General features: G+C 30.0%; 17 protein-coding genes and 1 pseudogene. All 18 read right to left on the bottom strand.

Features of this window, described 5'->3' with window-relative positions; all coding sequences use genetic code 11:
- Positions 1-83: 83 nt before the first annotated feature.
- Positions 84-1,055, bottom strand: a complete 972-nt coding sequence (flgL, locus tag B3603_RS18660; protein ID WP_291567730.1) for a flagellar hook-associated protein FlgL — start codon at positions 1,053-1,055, stop codon at positions 84-86.
- A 12-nt stretch (positions 1,056-1,067) separates the two neighbouring features.
- Entirely contained in the window at positions 1,068-2,795 is a 1,728-nt protein-coding gene (flgK, locus tag B3603_RS18665) for a flagellar hook-associated protein FlgK (RefSeq protein WP_291567732.1), read from the bottom strand.
- Between the two features lie 12 nt (positions 2,796-2,807).
- Positions 2,808-3,218: a flagellar protein FlgN gene (locus tag B3603_RS18670; RefSeq protein ID WP_291567734.1), complete on the bottom strand. Its 411-nt coding sequence runs from the start codon at positions 3,216-3,218 to the stop codon at positions 2,808-2,810.
- A 2-nt stretch (positions 3,219-3,220) separates the two neighbouring features.
- Positions 3,221-3,496, bottom strand: coding sequence for a flagellar biosynthesis anti-sigma factor FlgM (gene flgM, locus B3603_RS18675; RefSeq protein WP_291567736.1), 276 nt, complete (start codon positions 3,494-3,496; stop codon positions 3,221-3,223).
- A gap of 358 nt (positions 3,497-3,854) precedes the next feature.
- Positions 3,855-4,886: a flagellar motor switch phosphatase FliY gene (gene fliY / locus B3603_RS18680; protein WP_291567738.1), complete on the bottom strand. Its 1,032-nt coding sequence runs from the start codon at positions 4,884-4,886 to the stop codon at positions 3,855-3,857.
- On the bottom strand, positions 4,879-5,874 hold the full coding sequence (gene fliM / locus B3603_RS18685) for a flagellar motor switch protein FliM (protein WP_291567740.1): 996 nt from the start codon (positions 5,872-5,874) through the stop codon (positions 4,879-4,881). Before fliM ends, fliY begins: the two co-directional genes overlap by 8 nt.
- Positions 5,875-5,908: 34 nt before the next feature.
- Positions 5,909-6,307, bottom strand: coding sequence for a chemotaxis protein CheW (locus B3603_RS18690; RefSeq protein ID WP_291567742.1), 399 nt, complete (start codon positions 6,305-6,307; stop codon positions 5,909-5,911).
- Between the two features lie 12 nt (positions 6,308-6,319).
- Complete coding sequence (locus tag B3603_RS18695; RefSeq protein ID WP_039632460.1) at positions 6,320-6,679, bottom strand: response regulator; 360 nt, start codon at positions 6,677-6,679, stop codon at positions 6,320-6,322.
- Entirely contained in the window at positions 6,672-7,289 is a 618-nt protein-coding gene (locus tag B3603_RS18700; RefSeq protein ID WP_291567745.1) for a chemotaxis protein CheC, read from the bottom strand. Before B3603_RS18700 ends, B3603_RS18695 begins: the two co-directional genes overlap by 8 nt.
- 16 nt (positions 7,290-7,305) lie before the next feature.
- The gene (locus tag B3603_RS18705) at positions 7,306-9,756 is read right to left on the bottom strand and encodes a chemotaxis protein CheA (RefSeq protein ID WP_291567747.1); all 2,451 of its coding nucleotides are present in this window, start codon (positions 9,754-9,756) and stop codon (positions 7,306-7,308) included.
- A gap of 11 nt (positions 9,757-9,767) precedes the next feature.
- Positions 9,768-10,532 carry a CheR family methyltransferase gene (locus tag B3603_RS18710; protein ID WP_291567749.1) on the bottom strand — a complete coding sequence of 255 codons (765 nt, stop codon included), beginning with the start codon at positions 10,530-10,532 and terminating at the stop codon, positions 9,768-9,770.
- Positions 10,532-11,593, bottom strand: a complete 1,062-nt coding sequence (locus B3603_RS18715) for a protein-glutamate methylesterase/protein-glutamine glutaminase (RefSeq protein ID WP_291567751.1) — start codon at positions 11,591-11,593, stop codon at positions 10,532-10,534. Before B3603_RS18715 ends, B3603_RS18710 begins: the two co-directional genes overlap by 1 nt.
- A 22-nt stretch (positions 11,594-11,615) precedes the next feature.
- Positions 11,616-12,085: pseudogene (locus tag B3603_RS18720) on the bottom strand (chemotaxis protein CheD).
- Positions 12,086-12,097: 12 nt separating this feature from the next.
- Positions 12,098-12,547, bottom strand: coding sequence for a chemotaxis protein CheW (locus tag B3603_RS18725; RefSeq protein ID WP_291567760.1), 450 nt, complete (start codon positions 12,545-12,547; stop codon positions 12,098-12,100).
- Positions 12,548-12,555: 8 nt separating this feature from the next.
- Positions 12,556-14,334, bottom strand: a complete 1,779-nt coding sequence (locus B3603_RS18730; protein ID WP_291567753.1) for a DUF342 domain-containing protein — start codon at positions 14,332-14,334, stop codon at positions 12,556-12,558.
- Between the two features lie 92 nt (positions 14,335-14,426).
- Entirely contained in the window at positions 14,427-15,245 is an 819-nt protein-coding gene (locus B3603_RS18735) for an aminotransferase class IV (protein WP_291567755.1), read from the bottom strand.
- Between the two features lie 14 nt (positions 15,246-15,259).
- Complete coding sequence (locus B3603_RS18740; RefSeq protein ID WP_291567757.1) at positions 15,260-15,901, bottom strand: HAD-IB family hydrolase; 642 nt, start codon at positions 15,899-15,901, stop codon at positions 15,260-15,262.
- 344 nt (positions 15,902-16,245) lie between these two features.
- A partial coding sequence (locus B3603_RS18745) for a DUF1292 domain-containing protein (protein ID WP_291567758.1) occupies positions 16,246-16,537 on the bottom strand: 292 nt, incomplete at its 5' end.

Here is a 16,537-nt window from a genome sequence, read left to right on the forward strand (position 1 = left end):
AAATTGCTAGTTAAAAATCTATTAAAGGAAATTAATTCGCTAGAATTAATTTCATCCACAATTCTCCATCGTCCATTGTCTAACTATCTTAAATAATCAATAAGTGATGGTTGTAATATTTGTGCACTGGTTTGCAGTGCTGACATATATACAGTAAGCATTGTAGCATATTCTATAGACTTTTCTACAACATCAACATCTTCATTATGAGATAATATTTCAGTTAAATTCATATTTTGCTCCTTATTTAAATCTTGAGCACTTTCCATACGATTTTGTAGAGTTCCGACTTTAGAACGTACTGTTATGAAATTACTTATAGCACTATCCATTTTAGCTAAATCTTCATTAAAAACTTTACTTAAATCATCTTTACTATCCAAATGCTTTGTAATATCATCAAAAAATTTTTTTAAATCTGATGCTTCAACCTGTTCATCTCCTGCATCATCAGTATAATTATGCTTAAAGTTAAAAATTTCCGTAGCACTTACATTGTATTCTATAATTACTCCTTGAGATATCTCCACTTTAAGTTTTTCACCAATTTGCTTAAGTTCATTATCATCCTTATTGGTTAATTTTAATTGTGTATTTCCATTAGCATCAACTTCTGATTCTATAGGCTTTTTATCCCCTCTAGTACCTCCAAAGATATATTTTCCATCAAAGGAAGTATTCATTATTTGAGAAAGCTCAGATATTTTTTCATTTATTTCATCTTTTATTGCTCTGAGTTCTCCACTTCCATAGGCAGCATCTCCAGCAGCAACCATAAGTTCTCTTACTCTATCAAGAGCTTTAGTTGCTTGATTTAGTGCTGTGTCTGTAGTATCTAACCAATTTATTGTATCTTTAATGTTAGAATTATATTGTTTATTAGCATAAATCTGTCCATACATTTGCATGGAACGTGATACACCAAAAGGATCGTCGGAAGGTCTTCTAAATGCCTTTCCCGAAGTTCTTTGTTCTTGAATCTTTTTCATATTATTAAGATTTACGTACATATCATTTAAAAAACTATCAGATAACATTCTATCAGTTATTCTCATTACTTCACCTCATTATCTCTTCAATCCATTTATAACCACATCTAATAATTGGTCTACAGTGGATATCATTTTAGCATTAGCTTGGAAGGAATGTTGGAATTGAATTAAGTTTATCATCTCTTCATCTCTATTTACTCCAGATACAGAATTTCTAGAAGCAATCAAACCTGATAATAATACATTTTCATTTGCAACTTTTCTCTTTGCATCTTGATTTTGAACTCCAAGCTTATTTGTACTATTAATAAAATATCCTTCTATTTTCATTCCCGAAGGATCATTTATAAATGTAAGTACTCCGTCAACTTCAGCATCTCCAAATTTATTATCTTTTTTAAAATCTGCCAAAGTTGTATTAGCGTTTACCTTTTGAATTTGAAACGCCATATCTCTAAGCCCTGCTATAATAAGTGCTCTTTTATTATCATCAGCACCTGCTTTGCTATCAATTCCTGTATTTATAAGCATTACATTATTTAATATGTCATCATTTATAGCAATGTTTCCAGCAGTTATTCCTTTTCCTGAACCATCTATAGCCTTCTTATCAGTAATAGTTCCATCAATATTCTTTATACAAAAGAAATTTATTTGTTTATCAACATCATCCATATCTCCATGAATGGCATTTATAGATAATGCTATAGTTTTAGCTAGAGTATCTAGTTGAGCTATATAGTCCTCTGTATCCTGTTGAATACCTTGAAATCCACTAATTCCACCTGTTTTTGGTTTAAAAACTAAATTACTAATATCTTTGTATTCTATTGTTCCTGTTAAATTTACTTCATTTCCATCATTACCCACTAAATTTCCATCTTCATTAGTTATCAGTACTCTGCCTTCATTTAGAGATTTGTACTCTTCTTCTGACAATTTCATTGTGACTGTTACTGCATTATCAGGATTTGTTGTGTCTCCATTTTTGTAATAAGTTACAGTGTATTCACCAGAAGCTGCAGTTTCTTTTATATCACTTACATATGCAAACTTATGAATTTCTTCTGAGTCTATGTTCCTTAATAAATCCACATCATAGCCTTCTGGCTTTAAGGTCATTCCATTTAATTTTTTATTACTAGTAGATATTCCAAATTTAGTACTAAGTTGATCTAACAGTAAATCTCTAGTGTCTAAAAGGTCATTGGGATTATTTCCTGATACAGTAATGGTTATAATTTGTTTATTTACTGCATTAAGTTGATCAATTAAACTGTTTACTTCAAATACAGAATGTTGTATTTCCTTTTGAGTATTAGTCTTAACATCATTAAGCTGCTTATGAACATGATTTAACTCCTCAGCTAACATCTTTGCCTTCTGTGCTACTACTGTTCTAGCTTCTGAATTTCTAGGATGTTTAGATAGAGTTTGCCAAGCATCAAAAAATTCGGATAATAACTTTGATATCCCTGTATCTCCTGGCTCATTGTATATATTTTCAATTTCTGATAAATATTTTCCTCTCATTTCTTCCATGCTTTTATTACTAGTTGCTCTTCTTATTTGAAAATCTAAAAAACTATCTCTAGTTCTTTCTATAGCTGCAACAGTTACCCCTGTTCCAATTTGTCCTGGACCAGTTAAGGTTATTGGCCTTGATGTAACCAATCTTGCTTGTTGTCTTGAAAAACCAGCAGTACCAGCATTGGCGATGTTATGGCTTGTTACATTTATGGAAGTTTGTTGTGCAAACATAGCTCCCTTCGATGTATTTAAAGTTCCAAATAGTCCTGACATTTTTTCACCTCATTATTTTCTAATTTTTCCATAGGAATTGTATACGTTAATGTTTTCTCTAGGCTTTATCATGCTTAACATTGAATTTGTAAAGCCTAAATATTGCTTTATAAGCATCTCATTACTTTCTTTTTGTGTTCTTGCTGATTCTAAAGTCATGATGCATTTGTTATAACATTTTTCAAGTTCTCTATCACTTGATTCATTAATGATTACATTCATAGGTTTATTTCCTACTAATTGTCTTCTCTCACTTTCAACTACAGCAATATTCCTATTGGCTTCTTTTAACTTAGGAATTATTCCTTCCAACTGGAATACATCATTAGCAATAATATATTCATGTTGTTCTTCTAATAATTGTAGTAAATTTTTAATACTATCTATTTGATTTAATAAAGTTTCCTTTAGCCTTTGAACCATAGCTAATATTCTCTTCCTTTCATATGCTCTATAAGTTTTTCAGCTACTAGTTTACTATCTACTTTATAAGTTCCCTGTGATATTCTTTCTCTAATATTTTCTATTTTTTCTGTAGAAACTCCAGAAAATTCTTCATTGGAAAAGCTATTTAAAGTTTTACCTAAAGTAGATATCTCACAACTATCTTTATGCTTCATCTCTTGTATCTTCTCTTGCTTTGCTTTATTAGCTTTGTATGAACTAATAGCTATAATATTTGATGTATTATTTATTTTCATTTCTACACTCCTACCTTAATAATAAAAGTAATTGCTTATATGTTTTATATCGTCATTATGTATAAAAAGTTTATATTTAATTAAATTCTTTTTTACAGTAATCTCTTGATTTTATCGCCATTTTTCACCATTTTGCTTTATTAATATATCTTTTAAAAAATAACTTACATAATTTGCATATATAAATACTAATTATAAGTTATGAAAAATGAAAAATGAAGAATGAAGAATTTTAGGAAACTTCTCAGCATTAACTGAGAAGTTTAAAATTGATTTATTTAAAAGTAACTCCTTACTTTTAAAATCTAATAAAAACCTTTGGTTTTTATTAAAAATCAATTAAAAAGCATAGCTTTTTTCACCGTAATTCTTCATTCTTCATTATTNNTTCAATTAAAGACCCTGTTCCCAAATTTAATATGTCTCTAACATTCTTTTTCGTTCTACCAAGAACTACTGATACTTCAAGAGGTACATCCAGAATTAAATCAATATTTTTAGGCATAATATGATTTTGATTTTCTGGTAACTGAGTAAAAGTTGCCTCTCTTACTTGAACTGGCTCTTTATAGCTTTCAATAGGCTTATGATCGTATTGAACATTATAGTTTTCATTGTAACCCATGTCTTTGCTTTCCCCCATTGATGATTCATAATTTTGAGCTGGTGCTCCTGCTCCAGAGCTCATTGTTGGTTGTGAATCAGCTGTAGCTGGTTCTTCATCGGTTCCCATCATTATGCTAACTATTTTTTGTGCTGTAACAAGTGGTAATACTTGCATTATGTTACTATCTATTAAGTCTTCTATTGTCATTCTAAAAGATATAAATGCTACATTTTCTTCATCGCCTATATCTTCAGCAATAGGTGTTGTATTTTCATCGCAAACACTTGAAACTGGAGGAGAAATATTAACTTCTCTTCTAAACATAGTTGCCATTGAAGTAGCAGCAGAACCTATCATTTGATTCATCGCTTCTGAAACAGCACTTATTTCTATTTCTGAAAGTTCCAAGGCTTTTTCTACCTTTCCATCTCCACCCATCATTAGGTTTGCAATTACTGCTGCATCGTTTACCTTCATTATTAACAGGTTTCCGCCAGCTATTCCACTGGTAAACTTAACATCTAAAATTACATTAGGAGTTTCAAAGCCCTTTTTTATTTCATTTAAAGTACTTACCTTTATAGTTGGAGTGGTAATATTTACTTTTTTTCCAATAATGGTGGAAAGTGCTGTAGCTGCAGATCCCATTGATATATTTCCCACTTCTCCAAGTAAGTCTTTTTCAATATCGCTAAAAACATTTTTGTCACTGGTTGTTTTTGGAGTTTCTCCACCATTTAATAGTGAGTCTATTTCTTCCTGGGACAGAAATCCGTTATTCATCTTCTTCCACATCCTTATCTGTAAAGTCTAATATCTGAACTGCCCTATTTTTACCATATAATCCTGGCTTACCACTATAGGTTAACTGTTCTTCTACATAAACCCCAATAGGTTCTTCGATATTACTATTTAAGGTTATAACATCTCCAACATTTAATTCTAAGAAATCTTTAACTGTAATTTCCGCTTTACCTAATACTGCTTTTAGGTCAACATCAACTACCTTTAATCTTTTTTGTAATTTTTCTCTTGACTCTTTAACTAATGTTTCATCATCTTCTCTAAACCAGTATTGAATTACTAGTTTATCAAGCACCTTTTCCAAACTTAAAAATGGAATACAAATATTCATAAAAACATTGGTATTAAACATTTCAATTGTGAAAGTAATAAGAGCCACTGGCTCATTTGGTGCTAGTGTTTGATTCAGAGCTGGATTTGTTTCTATATTTTCAATTTCTGGCTCAACCTCTAAAACGTCTTCCCAAGCTAATCTTAAGTTAGAGATTAATCCTGAATTTAACGTCTTTATCAAATTTTTCTCAATTTCTGTAAGTTCTTTTAGCATAGGTTTCTTGCTTCCTGAACCTCCAGCTAAAACATCATAAATTCTCAATACAAATTCTGCATTAGTTTCAAGTAGTATTTGTCCGCTAAAAGGTGGCATTCTAAAAAGTGTTAACACCGTAGGGTTTGGAATAGAATGTATAAATTCCTCATAGGTTATTTGTTGAACACTTTCCACTTTTACCTTAATATTACTTCTAAGCTGTGCAGTTAAATAGTTTGAAATTATTCTGCTATAGTTATCATGAACAAGCTCTAAGGTTCTAATATGATCCTTAGAAAATTTTTGAGGTCTTTTAAAATCATAAGGTTTAGCCTTAACTTTTTCTTCTTTTTCCTCTAAAAAATCATGCTCTAAATCTCCAGAAGATAAAGCATTCAAAAGAGCATCTATTTCGTTTTGAGATAATACTTCTGACATTACCCTACCTCATTCCTTAAATATTATAAAAAATTTATAATATTAATTTATCTAAATCGATTAATGTAATAATTCTATCTTTTAGATTTATTACTCCTTTAATATAAACTTTTTCTTTTTCATTATAAACTTTTTCTATATGACTATCTTCAATGTCTAAAACTTCATCTACAGCATCTACAGTAATTCCTACTGCTTCTTCTTTCAAATCTAAAATTATAATATTTTGGTCCTTACAATTACTTTCTTTCATTTCTAAAATAAGATTAACATCTAAAACTGTTATTATAATTCCTCTTAAATTTATTAACCCTTTTATATACTGTGGAGATTTTGGTACTTTAGTAATCTCCATCATGTCAGAAATGCTCTGTACTTTATTGGTTTCAACTGCAAACTGTTCCTCACCAATCCTAAATATAACAACTTGCATTATAAATCCTCCCTATCCAACTACCTTATTGATAGCTTCTAAAACTCTATCCGCTTGGAAAGGCTTAACTATAAAATCTCTCGCTCCTGCTCTTATTGCATCCATAACCATGGTTTGTTGTCCCATAGCACTGCACATAACTATTTTTGCTGCTGGATCAAATGCCTTTATAGCTTTTACTGCTTCTATCCCATCCATGTCCGGCATTGTTATATCCATTGTTACTACATCTGGTTTTTCAGCTTTATATAGCTCAACAGCTTTTATCCCATTCCCAGCTTCTCCTACAACTTCATATCCATTTTTCTCTAGTATATCCTTAATCATCATTCTCATAAAAGTGGCGTCATCAACAATTAATACTCTAGCCATTTAAATTTCCCTCCATTAAACCTAACGATTTTAAAATTTTCTCTAGTGAACCAGGCATTGGAATATAATAAAAATGCCCGTTAAGTTTTTCATTTTCTTGTACAAATTGTGTTTCAATGTCTAATATATAGTCACCATATTGACCTGACTCCATAAAGCTTGTAGATAATATGGCACCCATCATGTCTGAAGTTACTGCTGGTACAGATGGTACCAGCAATAAATTTGTCATTTTTGCAATAGCATTCATATAGGTTGTAAAAATTATATTTCCAAGTTCTCCAAGTATTGAAATGCCCATTTCATTTATTTCATCACCGCAATTACTGCATAAAGTGTTTACGATATTTGAAAGTGACTGCTTTTCAATTATAAAAAGCATGTTTCCTGGTGCATCCCCGAGAACTCTAATAATAACAGCATAAACAAATTGTTCTGCATTAGATTTTTCAAAAATATCCTCATATTGAATTAAATTAACCGTAGGAAAGGTAATATCTATTTTTTTGTTTAGCAATTGTGACATTGCTGTTGCAGCATTACCTATTCCAATGTTACCAATCTCTCTTAAGGCATCTAATTGAATTTCATTAAATACTGTATAGTCCAATAGTAACCGCACCTCCTTATGTTAATGATGCAACATCTAATATTAAGGTTACTAATCCATCTCCTAAAATTGTAGCACCTATATACTCTTTCATGCTTTTTAATGTCTTCCCAAATGGTTTTATTACTATTTCTTGCTGTCCTAGTAGTGAATCTACAAGTAATCCTACTTGCTTTTCTCCTACCTTAACCATAACTATATATTTTTTACCATAACTTTGTTCTTCTAAACCTAATTTTTCATTTACCCTTATTAGATTTATTACATTATCGTTATAAATAATGACCTCTTTATTATTAGTCTTTTTAATTAGAGATTCTCTATATTCTATAACTCTATCTATATATCCTAAGGATATAGCTATTGTTTCACTTCCTACTTTAACAAGTAGTGCTTGAATTATTTGAAGTGTCAGTGGCAATCTTATAACAAAGCTTGTACCTTTTCCCAGTTCGCTGATAGCATCTACAGTTCCACCTAGAGTAGAAATTTTAGTTTTAACAACATCCATTCCCACACCTCTTCCAGATATATCTGTAACCTGTTCGTTAGTACTAAAGCCCTGACTAAAGATTAGATTTTTAATATCTAAATCACTCATACCTTCAGTATTAATTCCTACTCTTTCAGCCTTTGCCTTAATTTTATCTACATCAAGACCTTTTCCATCATCCTCAACTTTAATTACAGCCTTTGTTCCTTCTGAATAAGCTATAAGTTTAATCTTACCTTGAGGATTTTTACCTGAACTTATTCTTTCCTCAGGACTTTCAACTCCATGGTCTGCTGCATTTCTAAGTAGATGTATCAGTGGTTCTCCAATTTCCTCTATAACTGTTCTATCAAGTTCAGTGTCTTGGCCTAGTATTTCTAATTCAATTTCTTTGTTTAATTCCAGTGCCAAATCTCTTATCATCCTTGGAAATCTATTAAATACCACATCTAGTGGAAGCATTCTAATTTTCATAACTAAGTCTTGCAAATCTGAAGTGCTTCTTGCTACCTGTTCCAGTGTTTCATTTAAATCTGGAATCTTATGGCTTAAACTTATTTGCTCTAACCTAGTTCTATGAATAACCAATTCTGAAACCATGTTCATAAACTTATCTAATCTTTCAAGATCAACTCTTACAGATTGTCCAACGGTTCTATTTTTATTAGATTTTTCATGAGAAGATTTTTCACCACTTTTAACTGGTTGTTTTTTCCCCTCTTCTTTTTTCTTAGGTTTGTTATTCTTTATAATTTCCTTTGATTCAGTTGCAATTTTTTTAGAATTAGCTTCAGTTTTTATACCCTTATTTTCTATGGAGTTAAAGCCTAATTTAACCTCACTGTTTTTTATATTTTCTGATTCTATGCTAAAAATTCTAATCTCACTTATTTCCGAGATGCTATTTAATACATCCCTTATTTCCTCTTTTGATTTTTTAGTTAAATAAGCTAATTGTATATCTAGGTCAAAGTTTTCTGTTTCTAAATCTTCTAGTACAGGAATAGCTTTAATTATTTCCCCATGCTCCTCTAAATTTTGAATTATTATAAAAGCTCTAGCAGATTTTAATATTGTACCTTCATCTAATACTAAATGTATATTATAAGCATTAAATCCACTATCTTTCGCTTGTTTAATCACACTAATGTCATATTCATTAAACTCAATATGATCTTCTTCACTTTTCACTTCATTATTTTTAATATGTTCTACTTCTGCATTATAAATACTGACGCTACTTATTTCTGAAATACCACCTAGTATTTCATTTACTTCTTCCATTGACTTTTTAGTTAAATAAACTAGCTGTATATCAGAGTCAAAGTTTTCTGCTTCTAAATCTTCTAATACTGGCACAGATTTAATTATTTCTCCATGAGCCTCCAGATTTTGCATTATTATAAATGCCCTAGCAGACTTTAAAACTGTTCCTTTATCAAGGGATACATGTATATTATAAGCATTAAATCCCCTATCCTTCGCTTGCTTAATTACGTCAATATCATATTCATTCAGTTCGATTTCTTCTAAAGTGCTTACTACTTCCACCGTAGCAGGTACTGAAGCAATTTGTGGTTCTTCCACTGTTTCATGCTCTTTAGAAATTCCTTCTAGAGCTTCCACTATTTCTTCTATATCAACCTCTTCTTCATTATCCTCTGCAATATTATCAACCATGTTTTCTAAGGTATCTAAACATTTAAACAATACTGTTACAACCTTTGGTGTAACATTTAACTTACCTTCTCTAAAGTTTGAAAGTACATCCTCCATCTTATGAGTAAGTTCAGCTATGGTATTATATCCCATAGTTGCTGCCATACCTTTTATAGTATGAGCCACTCTAAATATTTCATTTAGTTTTTCCTTATCATTTGGCTCCTGTTCCAGGATAAGAAGACTTTCATTTAAGGTTTGAAGGTTGTCCATAGATTCTTCTAGAAACATTGAAAGATATTGTGACGTATCCATACTATTCCTCCTTAAAGCTTCCTATAAATAAAAGTAGATACTTTTTCAAAATCGAAAGCTTTGTAGTTATATATACTTTCTGTAGCACCTACAAAAAGTATCCCTCCTTTTTTTAAGGATTTACTAAACTTATCATATATTTTATCTTTAACATCTTGGTTAAAGTAGATTACTACATTTCTACATACTATAACATCAAAATTACTGTCATAGTTATCTAATATAAGATCATGTCTTTTAAAACTTACCATTCTTTTAATATTGTTATTTATTAAATAATTATTGCCTTCCTTCTGGAAATATTTATTCATTAATGTCTTTGGTATAGTCTTAACTTCCTGCTCAGAATATTCTCCTTTTTTTGCCTTATCAAGTATGGTGTTATCTATATCCGTTGCTATAATCTTATGATTTACATTAGGTGTTGATTCATTTAACATCATAGCTAAAGAATACGGTTCTGCCCCTATTGAACAAGCTGCACTCCATATTTTTAATGGGTTTTTATAATCTAAATATTTTTTTATCACTTTTTCAAATTCATCAAAAATTTCCGGATTTCTGAAAAATTCTGTTACATTTATTGTTAAATAATCAATGAATTTTTGTCTTTGAGTTAAATCTGTTTTTAAAACTCTTATATATTCTTCTATTGTATTTACACCTACTCTAGACATTAGACTTGATATTCTTCTTTGAAGTTGATTTGACTTATAGGCTGTTAAATCAATTCCTAATTCTCTGAGCACCCATTGCTCTAATGGTCTAAAATCCATTAATCTCTTTCAACTCCTCTAATAGCTCTAACAATTCTGCTTGATACATGGTGCAGTGGTAATACCTCATCAACCATATTTGTTTCAAAGGTAGCTTTTGGCATTCCATAAATTACACAGGTAGATTCGTCTTCCGAGAAAGTATATCCTCCGTTTTTCTTTACTTCTACAGTGCCATTAGCACCGTCTTTGCCCATTCCTGTTAATACAACACTTAATAGACCATTGCCGTAAACCTTTGATGCAGAAATAAATAATTTATCTACTGCTGGTCTTACTCCCCAAATTGCTGGAGTTTCATTTAGTACAATCCTATTATTCTCAACTTCCATATGATAGCCAGCCTTTGCTATATATACTACATTTTTTTCTATAGGCATTTTTTCCTCTGCCTCTACCACTTTTAAACTACTTGACCTATTCAGCCTTTCAGCAAATGCTTTAGTAAATCCTATAGGCATATGCTGCACTACCAATACTGGCACTCCTAAGTCACTAGGTAAGGCTGTTATTACACTATAAAGTGCCTTTGGTCCTCCTGTGGAAGCACCAATAACTACACAGTTTATTTTTTTATTAATTTTTTCTGAACTTCTAAGCCTTGTTCTTGAGATAAAAGAAGTAGATTTTTTATTGTTAGTTTCTACTGTAGCTTTACTTATTTTAATAGACCTAATTTTCTCTATTAAATCTTCTCTCACCTTATTTATATCTAAGGAAATGGAACCTGATGGCTTAGCAATAAAATCAAAAGCACCGTTTTGTAGACACTCCATTGTAGTTTCTGCACCAGCTTTAGTTAAACTGCTTAACATTATAACCTTCGATGATACTCCTAATTCCTTTAATTTTTTTAAGGTGGTTATGCCGTCCATTACCGGCATTTCAACATCTAATGTAATTACATCTGGAACGGTTGTATTTATTTTGCTTAATAGATTTTCTCCATTTCTTGCAATATCAATTACTTCCATATCCGGTTCTGCATTTATCATATCAGAAATAATTCTACGCATAAGTGCCGAATCATCTACCACCATAACTCTTATTTTTCTATCCATTAAATCACCTCGATATGTGAAGTTAAATCTCTTTTATGCCTTCCCCTATAGTTTTCACATACAATATTCCTGTAACTGTATCGAAAATTACAGTTCTTCCTTTATTGCCCCCAGTATCTTCGCTATCTATCGGTATACTTAGCTTTTGTAATATTTCTTTTACTGTTTTAGCATTTCTATCTCCTATATCCATATTCATACTCTTATCAGAGAAATTGAACATAGAAGCCCCTCCAGCAATTTTTGCTCTTAAAAATTTTTCTTTAGCACCTGCATTTTTCATTTGGCTTATCAATGTAGGTATTGCTAAATCTGCAAATTTAAGTTCATTAGTTATTNNGGTAGCATTATATGAGCTAGTCCCCCAACTTTTGAATATTTATCAAATAGGGCTATACCAATGCATGAACCAAGGCCTATAGTAATTAGTCTATCTGGTGGTTTTGCTATATTGCAATCGCCAATTCCAATTTTTATCTCTTTATACTCCATAGTTACCCCGCATTAATATACTAATTGCTTTTCTTCTTCAGATAGTATACTTCCAAGAGTTAAGAACACAATTATTCTCTCATCTTCTTTTATTAATCCTTTAATATACCTTTTAGAAACTTGAGAAGCAATATCTGGGGCATCTTCAATTTGCTCTTCCATTATTGGCTTTACTTCTGAAACTGAATCTACAATGATACCTATTTTTTTATCATCTTGTCTTGTGACAATAATTTTTAAATGTTCCTCTGAGTCACTAGATATTTTATGAAATCTATCAGAAAGAGATATAACTGGAAGTATATTTCCTTCGTAATTTATAACTCCTTTTAAAAACTCTGGAGAATCCGGAAGCTTTGTTGGGTCTTCATAAGTCAAAATTCTTTCTACCTCCATAATATCTCCGGAATAAAACTGGTCACCGATAGAAAAAACTAACATTTTAATTTCCCTACTCATAATTTCACCTTCTACAATTTAAATTTATCAACCACTAACTCTTTATCATTATCTAAATAAACATGGATGTTCCTACTAGGTTCTTCTAATAAAAATTCCTTCTCACCTATAATAAACTTTGTATTATAATAAGCAATATCAGCATGGATATGTCCACTTTTCTTTACCTTTAAAATAGTAGAAACTCCTGCAATAGTTCCTACAATCTTGCATTTTATTTCATCGGCTGCATTTATAATACCACCTCTTGTAGTGCTCCTATCAGCAACAAAATAAACACTATCCAATGCATTTATTTCTGATTTGTAAACTCCTTTTCCATTGATATAAACGGAACCTGTGGAGCTAACTTTAGAATCCTGTATATAGTTAGCAGTTAAATTAGATTGGTGCATAGCACCTACTTTAACACTATTTAGCTTTTGTGTAACCATTTGTTGAATTTGCTTTATTTCATGTATAGTTACTATATTAGAAAAATAACTGTTATCCAGCTTATTTTTTACTATAGCATACAAACTATCATAGACCTCTCCTTGTGTTTCCATTACATTTAGTACTTTTTTAACATCATTTCTGAAATTTTTAAATCTACTTTCTACAATAAACTTTACTAACTCTCTATCAGAAATATTATTTGTTATCATTTTTTTATGATTTACTCTAAGTAAAGTATCATAAAGTCTACCTAGTAAATTTTGAAAGTTTTCAAGTTCATTTATATATAGTGAATAATCCAAACTTTCACTGCCTACTATAATGGATGATGATATTATATTACCCTTAACTGTAATATTTCCTCCTGCTTTTAACTCAGCACGAAGCACGTTTGAATTAACCGTTAACTCATGACCTGCTTCTACAGTCATTCCTTCTTTAACATCACCATAAATTATTACATCTCCTATGAATTTAATGTTACCTGTAGAAATATCTACATCTTTATTGATTTGATGTACCTTTTCTACGGAAAACATATTTCCTTTTACATGTGGCTTTCCATCAATAGTAGCTATAATTGAATTATTTTCAAGTCTACATCCATTACTTGCAAAAATTTTCTTTTCCTTACGTTTCTTAGGTCTTTGCAATTGACTATAAACATTAAATCCTATAGCTCCTTCTTGTCCTTCTTTTAATGTTGCTATTACATCTCCTCTGTGAACTACTTCTACAGCTCCAATAGATTTAAAATCTACAGTTCCTTTTTCATCAACTTCTAATTTTTTATCAAATTCTGATTGAAAAAGTATTTCTATTTCGTCATCTACAGGTTGTGTAGGTTCCTTACCTCTAGAAATAATTAAATTTCCAACGTTCTCTTCTTCACAACATTTTTTTATCGCTTCATTATCTATTCCATAAATTATTCCTAAATTAGATAGTTCACTTAATATTTGAAGCTCAGTATACTTAGGTGGCATAGTGACACCAACATATTGTATACCTGGTATTAGTTCTGTTAATAATTCTGTATCTTTTAGCTTGTACTCTTCTTTAGGAACATACCTTAATGAAATTCTTGCTTCCATTTTATCTTCTGATACTGATAAATTTAATTCTCTTTTAGCCTCTGTTTCTCTAATTCTTATCTCAATATTATTCTCTTCAAAAACTTCGATAGGAGAAATAACTTCTCTACTATCTACAATTATTTGTACTTCATCACAAGGTAAGATTTTTGCCGGTTTATTTCCATCTATAGGATTAATAACAACGACTTTTCCATTTTCAATTTTTATAAGTCCCATTCCTTGCTTATTAATTAAGCTGCTATTTAAATTTGCCATAAATATCCTCCTACCCTTTAACACACTTAGGTAAATGAATTAATGACATTTTATTTTAATTATCGTCATTTTTCTTACCTACTTTATATTTTTTAAAGAATTTTAAACTTAATTATATCCTCAGCAATTATTTCATTAAATTTATCCATAATTTTCTTAGTTATTTTATCTTCTTGTGATTTAATGACTATATCTCCCACAGAATTTATAGGTAATACTTTTGGTGAAGTTCCAGAAATAAATAATCCCTTTAAAGTATTTATTTCATTATAGCTTATAGGCTTTTCTTCAACTTTCAAAATTAAAGCATTACATGCTTCAATTATTTTCATTCTAGTGATTCCTGGCAATACATCTTTAAGAGGCGCTGTTAAAACTACTTCATCTTTTATCATGAAAATATTTGATCTACTTCCCTCTGTTATATAACCATTTCTATCAACTAAAATTGCTTCATAGGCATTATTAGATTTTATTTCACTATTTACCTTTTCTCTAAATTGATTATTAATAACCTTAGCATTAGGGTTTTCTCTTTCCCCAAAGTATAGTATAGTTTTTACTCCTTCCTTATACATTTCTTCACTTGGATAACTGTGCTTAATAAAGAATATATATATATTCTCTTTATCTAATATAAGTTTTATATTTCCTTCGTAAACTTTGTTTACTTTTACTAATTCTAATATATCTTTAGAAAGTCCTTCCTTATTAATAGTGATTTCTTGCTCAGTTAATCCTATGGAATTTTCTAGTCTTTCTATATGTTCTTTTAAAAATAGTGGTTTCCCATCTATTATTCTTATTACCTCATATAATAGTTTGCTTCCAGTTGGTTTTATATTTTCATATTGATCTGCTTCTTTTATTTCTCCATTATATATAAAATATTTATTGATAACTTCACTCACATCTATCTTCTCCTTTACTTCCATTTTAACATTTCAATAGTATCATGGTATTTTTTATAATTGATTAAATAAGCATTTCCTACTAAATTGAAAAGTGGCAAATCCGATAGTGAATCGGAAAACATATAAGAATTTTTAAAATCAACCTCTATATTATCTTTTTTGATTTCTTCCATAAGCCTAATTACTTTTTCTTCGCCTTTGCAGTTTTTCCCTTCAATTATCGGCCTATGCATACTATTTTCCACTTTAAATCTTGTGCCAATAATCTTATCTACTTCTTTTATATTGTATAGTTCTTTTAAATAAAACTCTGCTGAAGCGGAAATTAAATATATTTTACATCCATCTTCTTTTAATTTTCTCATCATATTAATAGCATCATCATAAAGAATTTTAGATAGTCTTTCTTCATAAAAATCCTTTACTATCTGCTGCATTTCATCTTCCTTTATACCATCAATAAATCTTATAAAGGTCTCTTTAGCCTTTGATGCGTCTCTTAATTTTAATATATACAATATGGTAGATAATATATTACGTGGTGCATACCTTATTAGTTTTGGTTTTTTCCTTAACATAAACATATATAATTCAAATAACGTTTCTCTTTTTGTAAGAGTATAGTCAATATCAAATATAGCTAGTCTTTCCATTCTTTCTCTCCTACCTTGAAAAATATATTTTATCACCTATCTATTATATGACAATCTCATAAATTATACCAAAAATTTTGCATAATAACTTTTAATTCAATTTATAATTATTACTCTTAACCAGAAATTATAAATTGAATTAAAGATTAATAATAAAAATAAATAATACAATTGAATTTATTTTATTTTTATGTAATAAGAAATATCTATAATTGACATTCTTCGTTTTTTACCTACAATTAAACAAAGTAGCAAATTGAGTAAATATTTCTACATATTACTAGTAATATAATTATACACCAAAAAAGCAAAAAGTCGCTTATACATAGCGACTTTTTAATTTATTAATCTTCTTGTGTAATTAACTCTTCGTAATAAGCTTTAGCTGCTTCATATTCTTCATCTTCTGGAACAACTAATTCTCCTACTTCGTCATCTCCTACAACTTTAAATAAATATATAGCTCCATCTTCTGGATTTTGAACTAAGGCATATTCATTTTCATTGTACATAAATCCATCTACTATTTCACATAGAACCGTATTTCCATTTTCATCTTCTAATTCAACTGTTAATACTTCATGTTCTCCGCAACCACATCCGCAGTCCTCATGTTCATGATTATGTTCTTCATGA

The organism is Clostridium sp. UBA2485 (assembly GCF_002341865.1).
Lineage (GTDB): Bacteria > Bacillota > Clostridia > Clostridiales > Clostridiaceae > Clostridium_J.

Excerpts from the sequence above, each read along its gene's own strand:
- flgL (WP_291567730.1), bottom strand. The coding sequence starts at position 1,055 with ATGAGAATAACTGATAGAATGTTATCTGATAGTTTTTTAAATGATATG.
- flgK (WP_291567732.1), bottom strand. The coding sequence starts at position 2,795 with ATGTCAGGACTATTTGGAACTTTAAATACATCGAAGGGAGCTATGTTT.
- B3603_RS18670 (WP_291567734.1), bottom strand. The coding sequence starts at position 3,218 with ATGGTTCAAAGGCTAAAGGAAACTTTATTAAATCAAATAGATAGTATT.
- flgM (WP_291567736.1), bottom strand. The coding sequence starts at position 3,496 with ATGAAAATAAATAATACATCAAATATTATAGCTATTAGTTCATACAAA.
- fliM (WP_291567740.1), bottom strand. The coding sequence starts at position 5,874 with ATGTCAGAAGTATTATCTCAAAACGAAATAGATGCTCTTTTGAATGCT.
- B3603_RS18690 (WP_291567742.1), bottom strand. The coding sequence starts at position 6,307 with ATGCAAGTTGTTATATTTAGGATTGGTGAGGAACAGTTTGCAGTTGAA.
- B3603_RS18695 (WP_039632460.1), bottom strand. The coding sequence starts at position 6,679 with ATGGCTAGAGTATTAATTGTTGATGACGCCACTTTTATGAGAATGATG.
- B3603_RS18705 (WP_291567747.1), bottom strand. The coding sequence starts at position 9,756 with ATGGATACGTCACAATATCTTTCAATGTTTCTAGAAGAATCTATGGAC.
- B3603_RS18710 (WP_291567749.1), bottom strand. The coding sequence starts at position 10,532 with ATGGATTTTAGACCATTAGAGCAATGGGTGCTCAGAGAATTAGGAATT.
- B3603_RS18715 (WP_291567751.1), bottom strand. The coding sequence starts at position 11,593 with ATGGATAGAAAAATAAGAGTTATGGTGGTAGATGATTCGGCACTTATG.
- B3603_RS18730 (WP_291567753.1), bottom strand. The coding sequence starts at position 14,334 with ATGGCAAATTTAAATAGCAGCTTAATTAATAAGCAAGGAATGGGACTT.
- B3603_RS18740 (WP_291567757.1), bottom strand. The coding sequence starts at position 15,901 with ATGGAAAGACTAGCTATATTTGATATTGACTATACTCTTACAAAAAGA.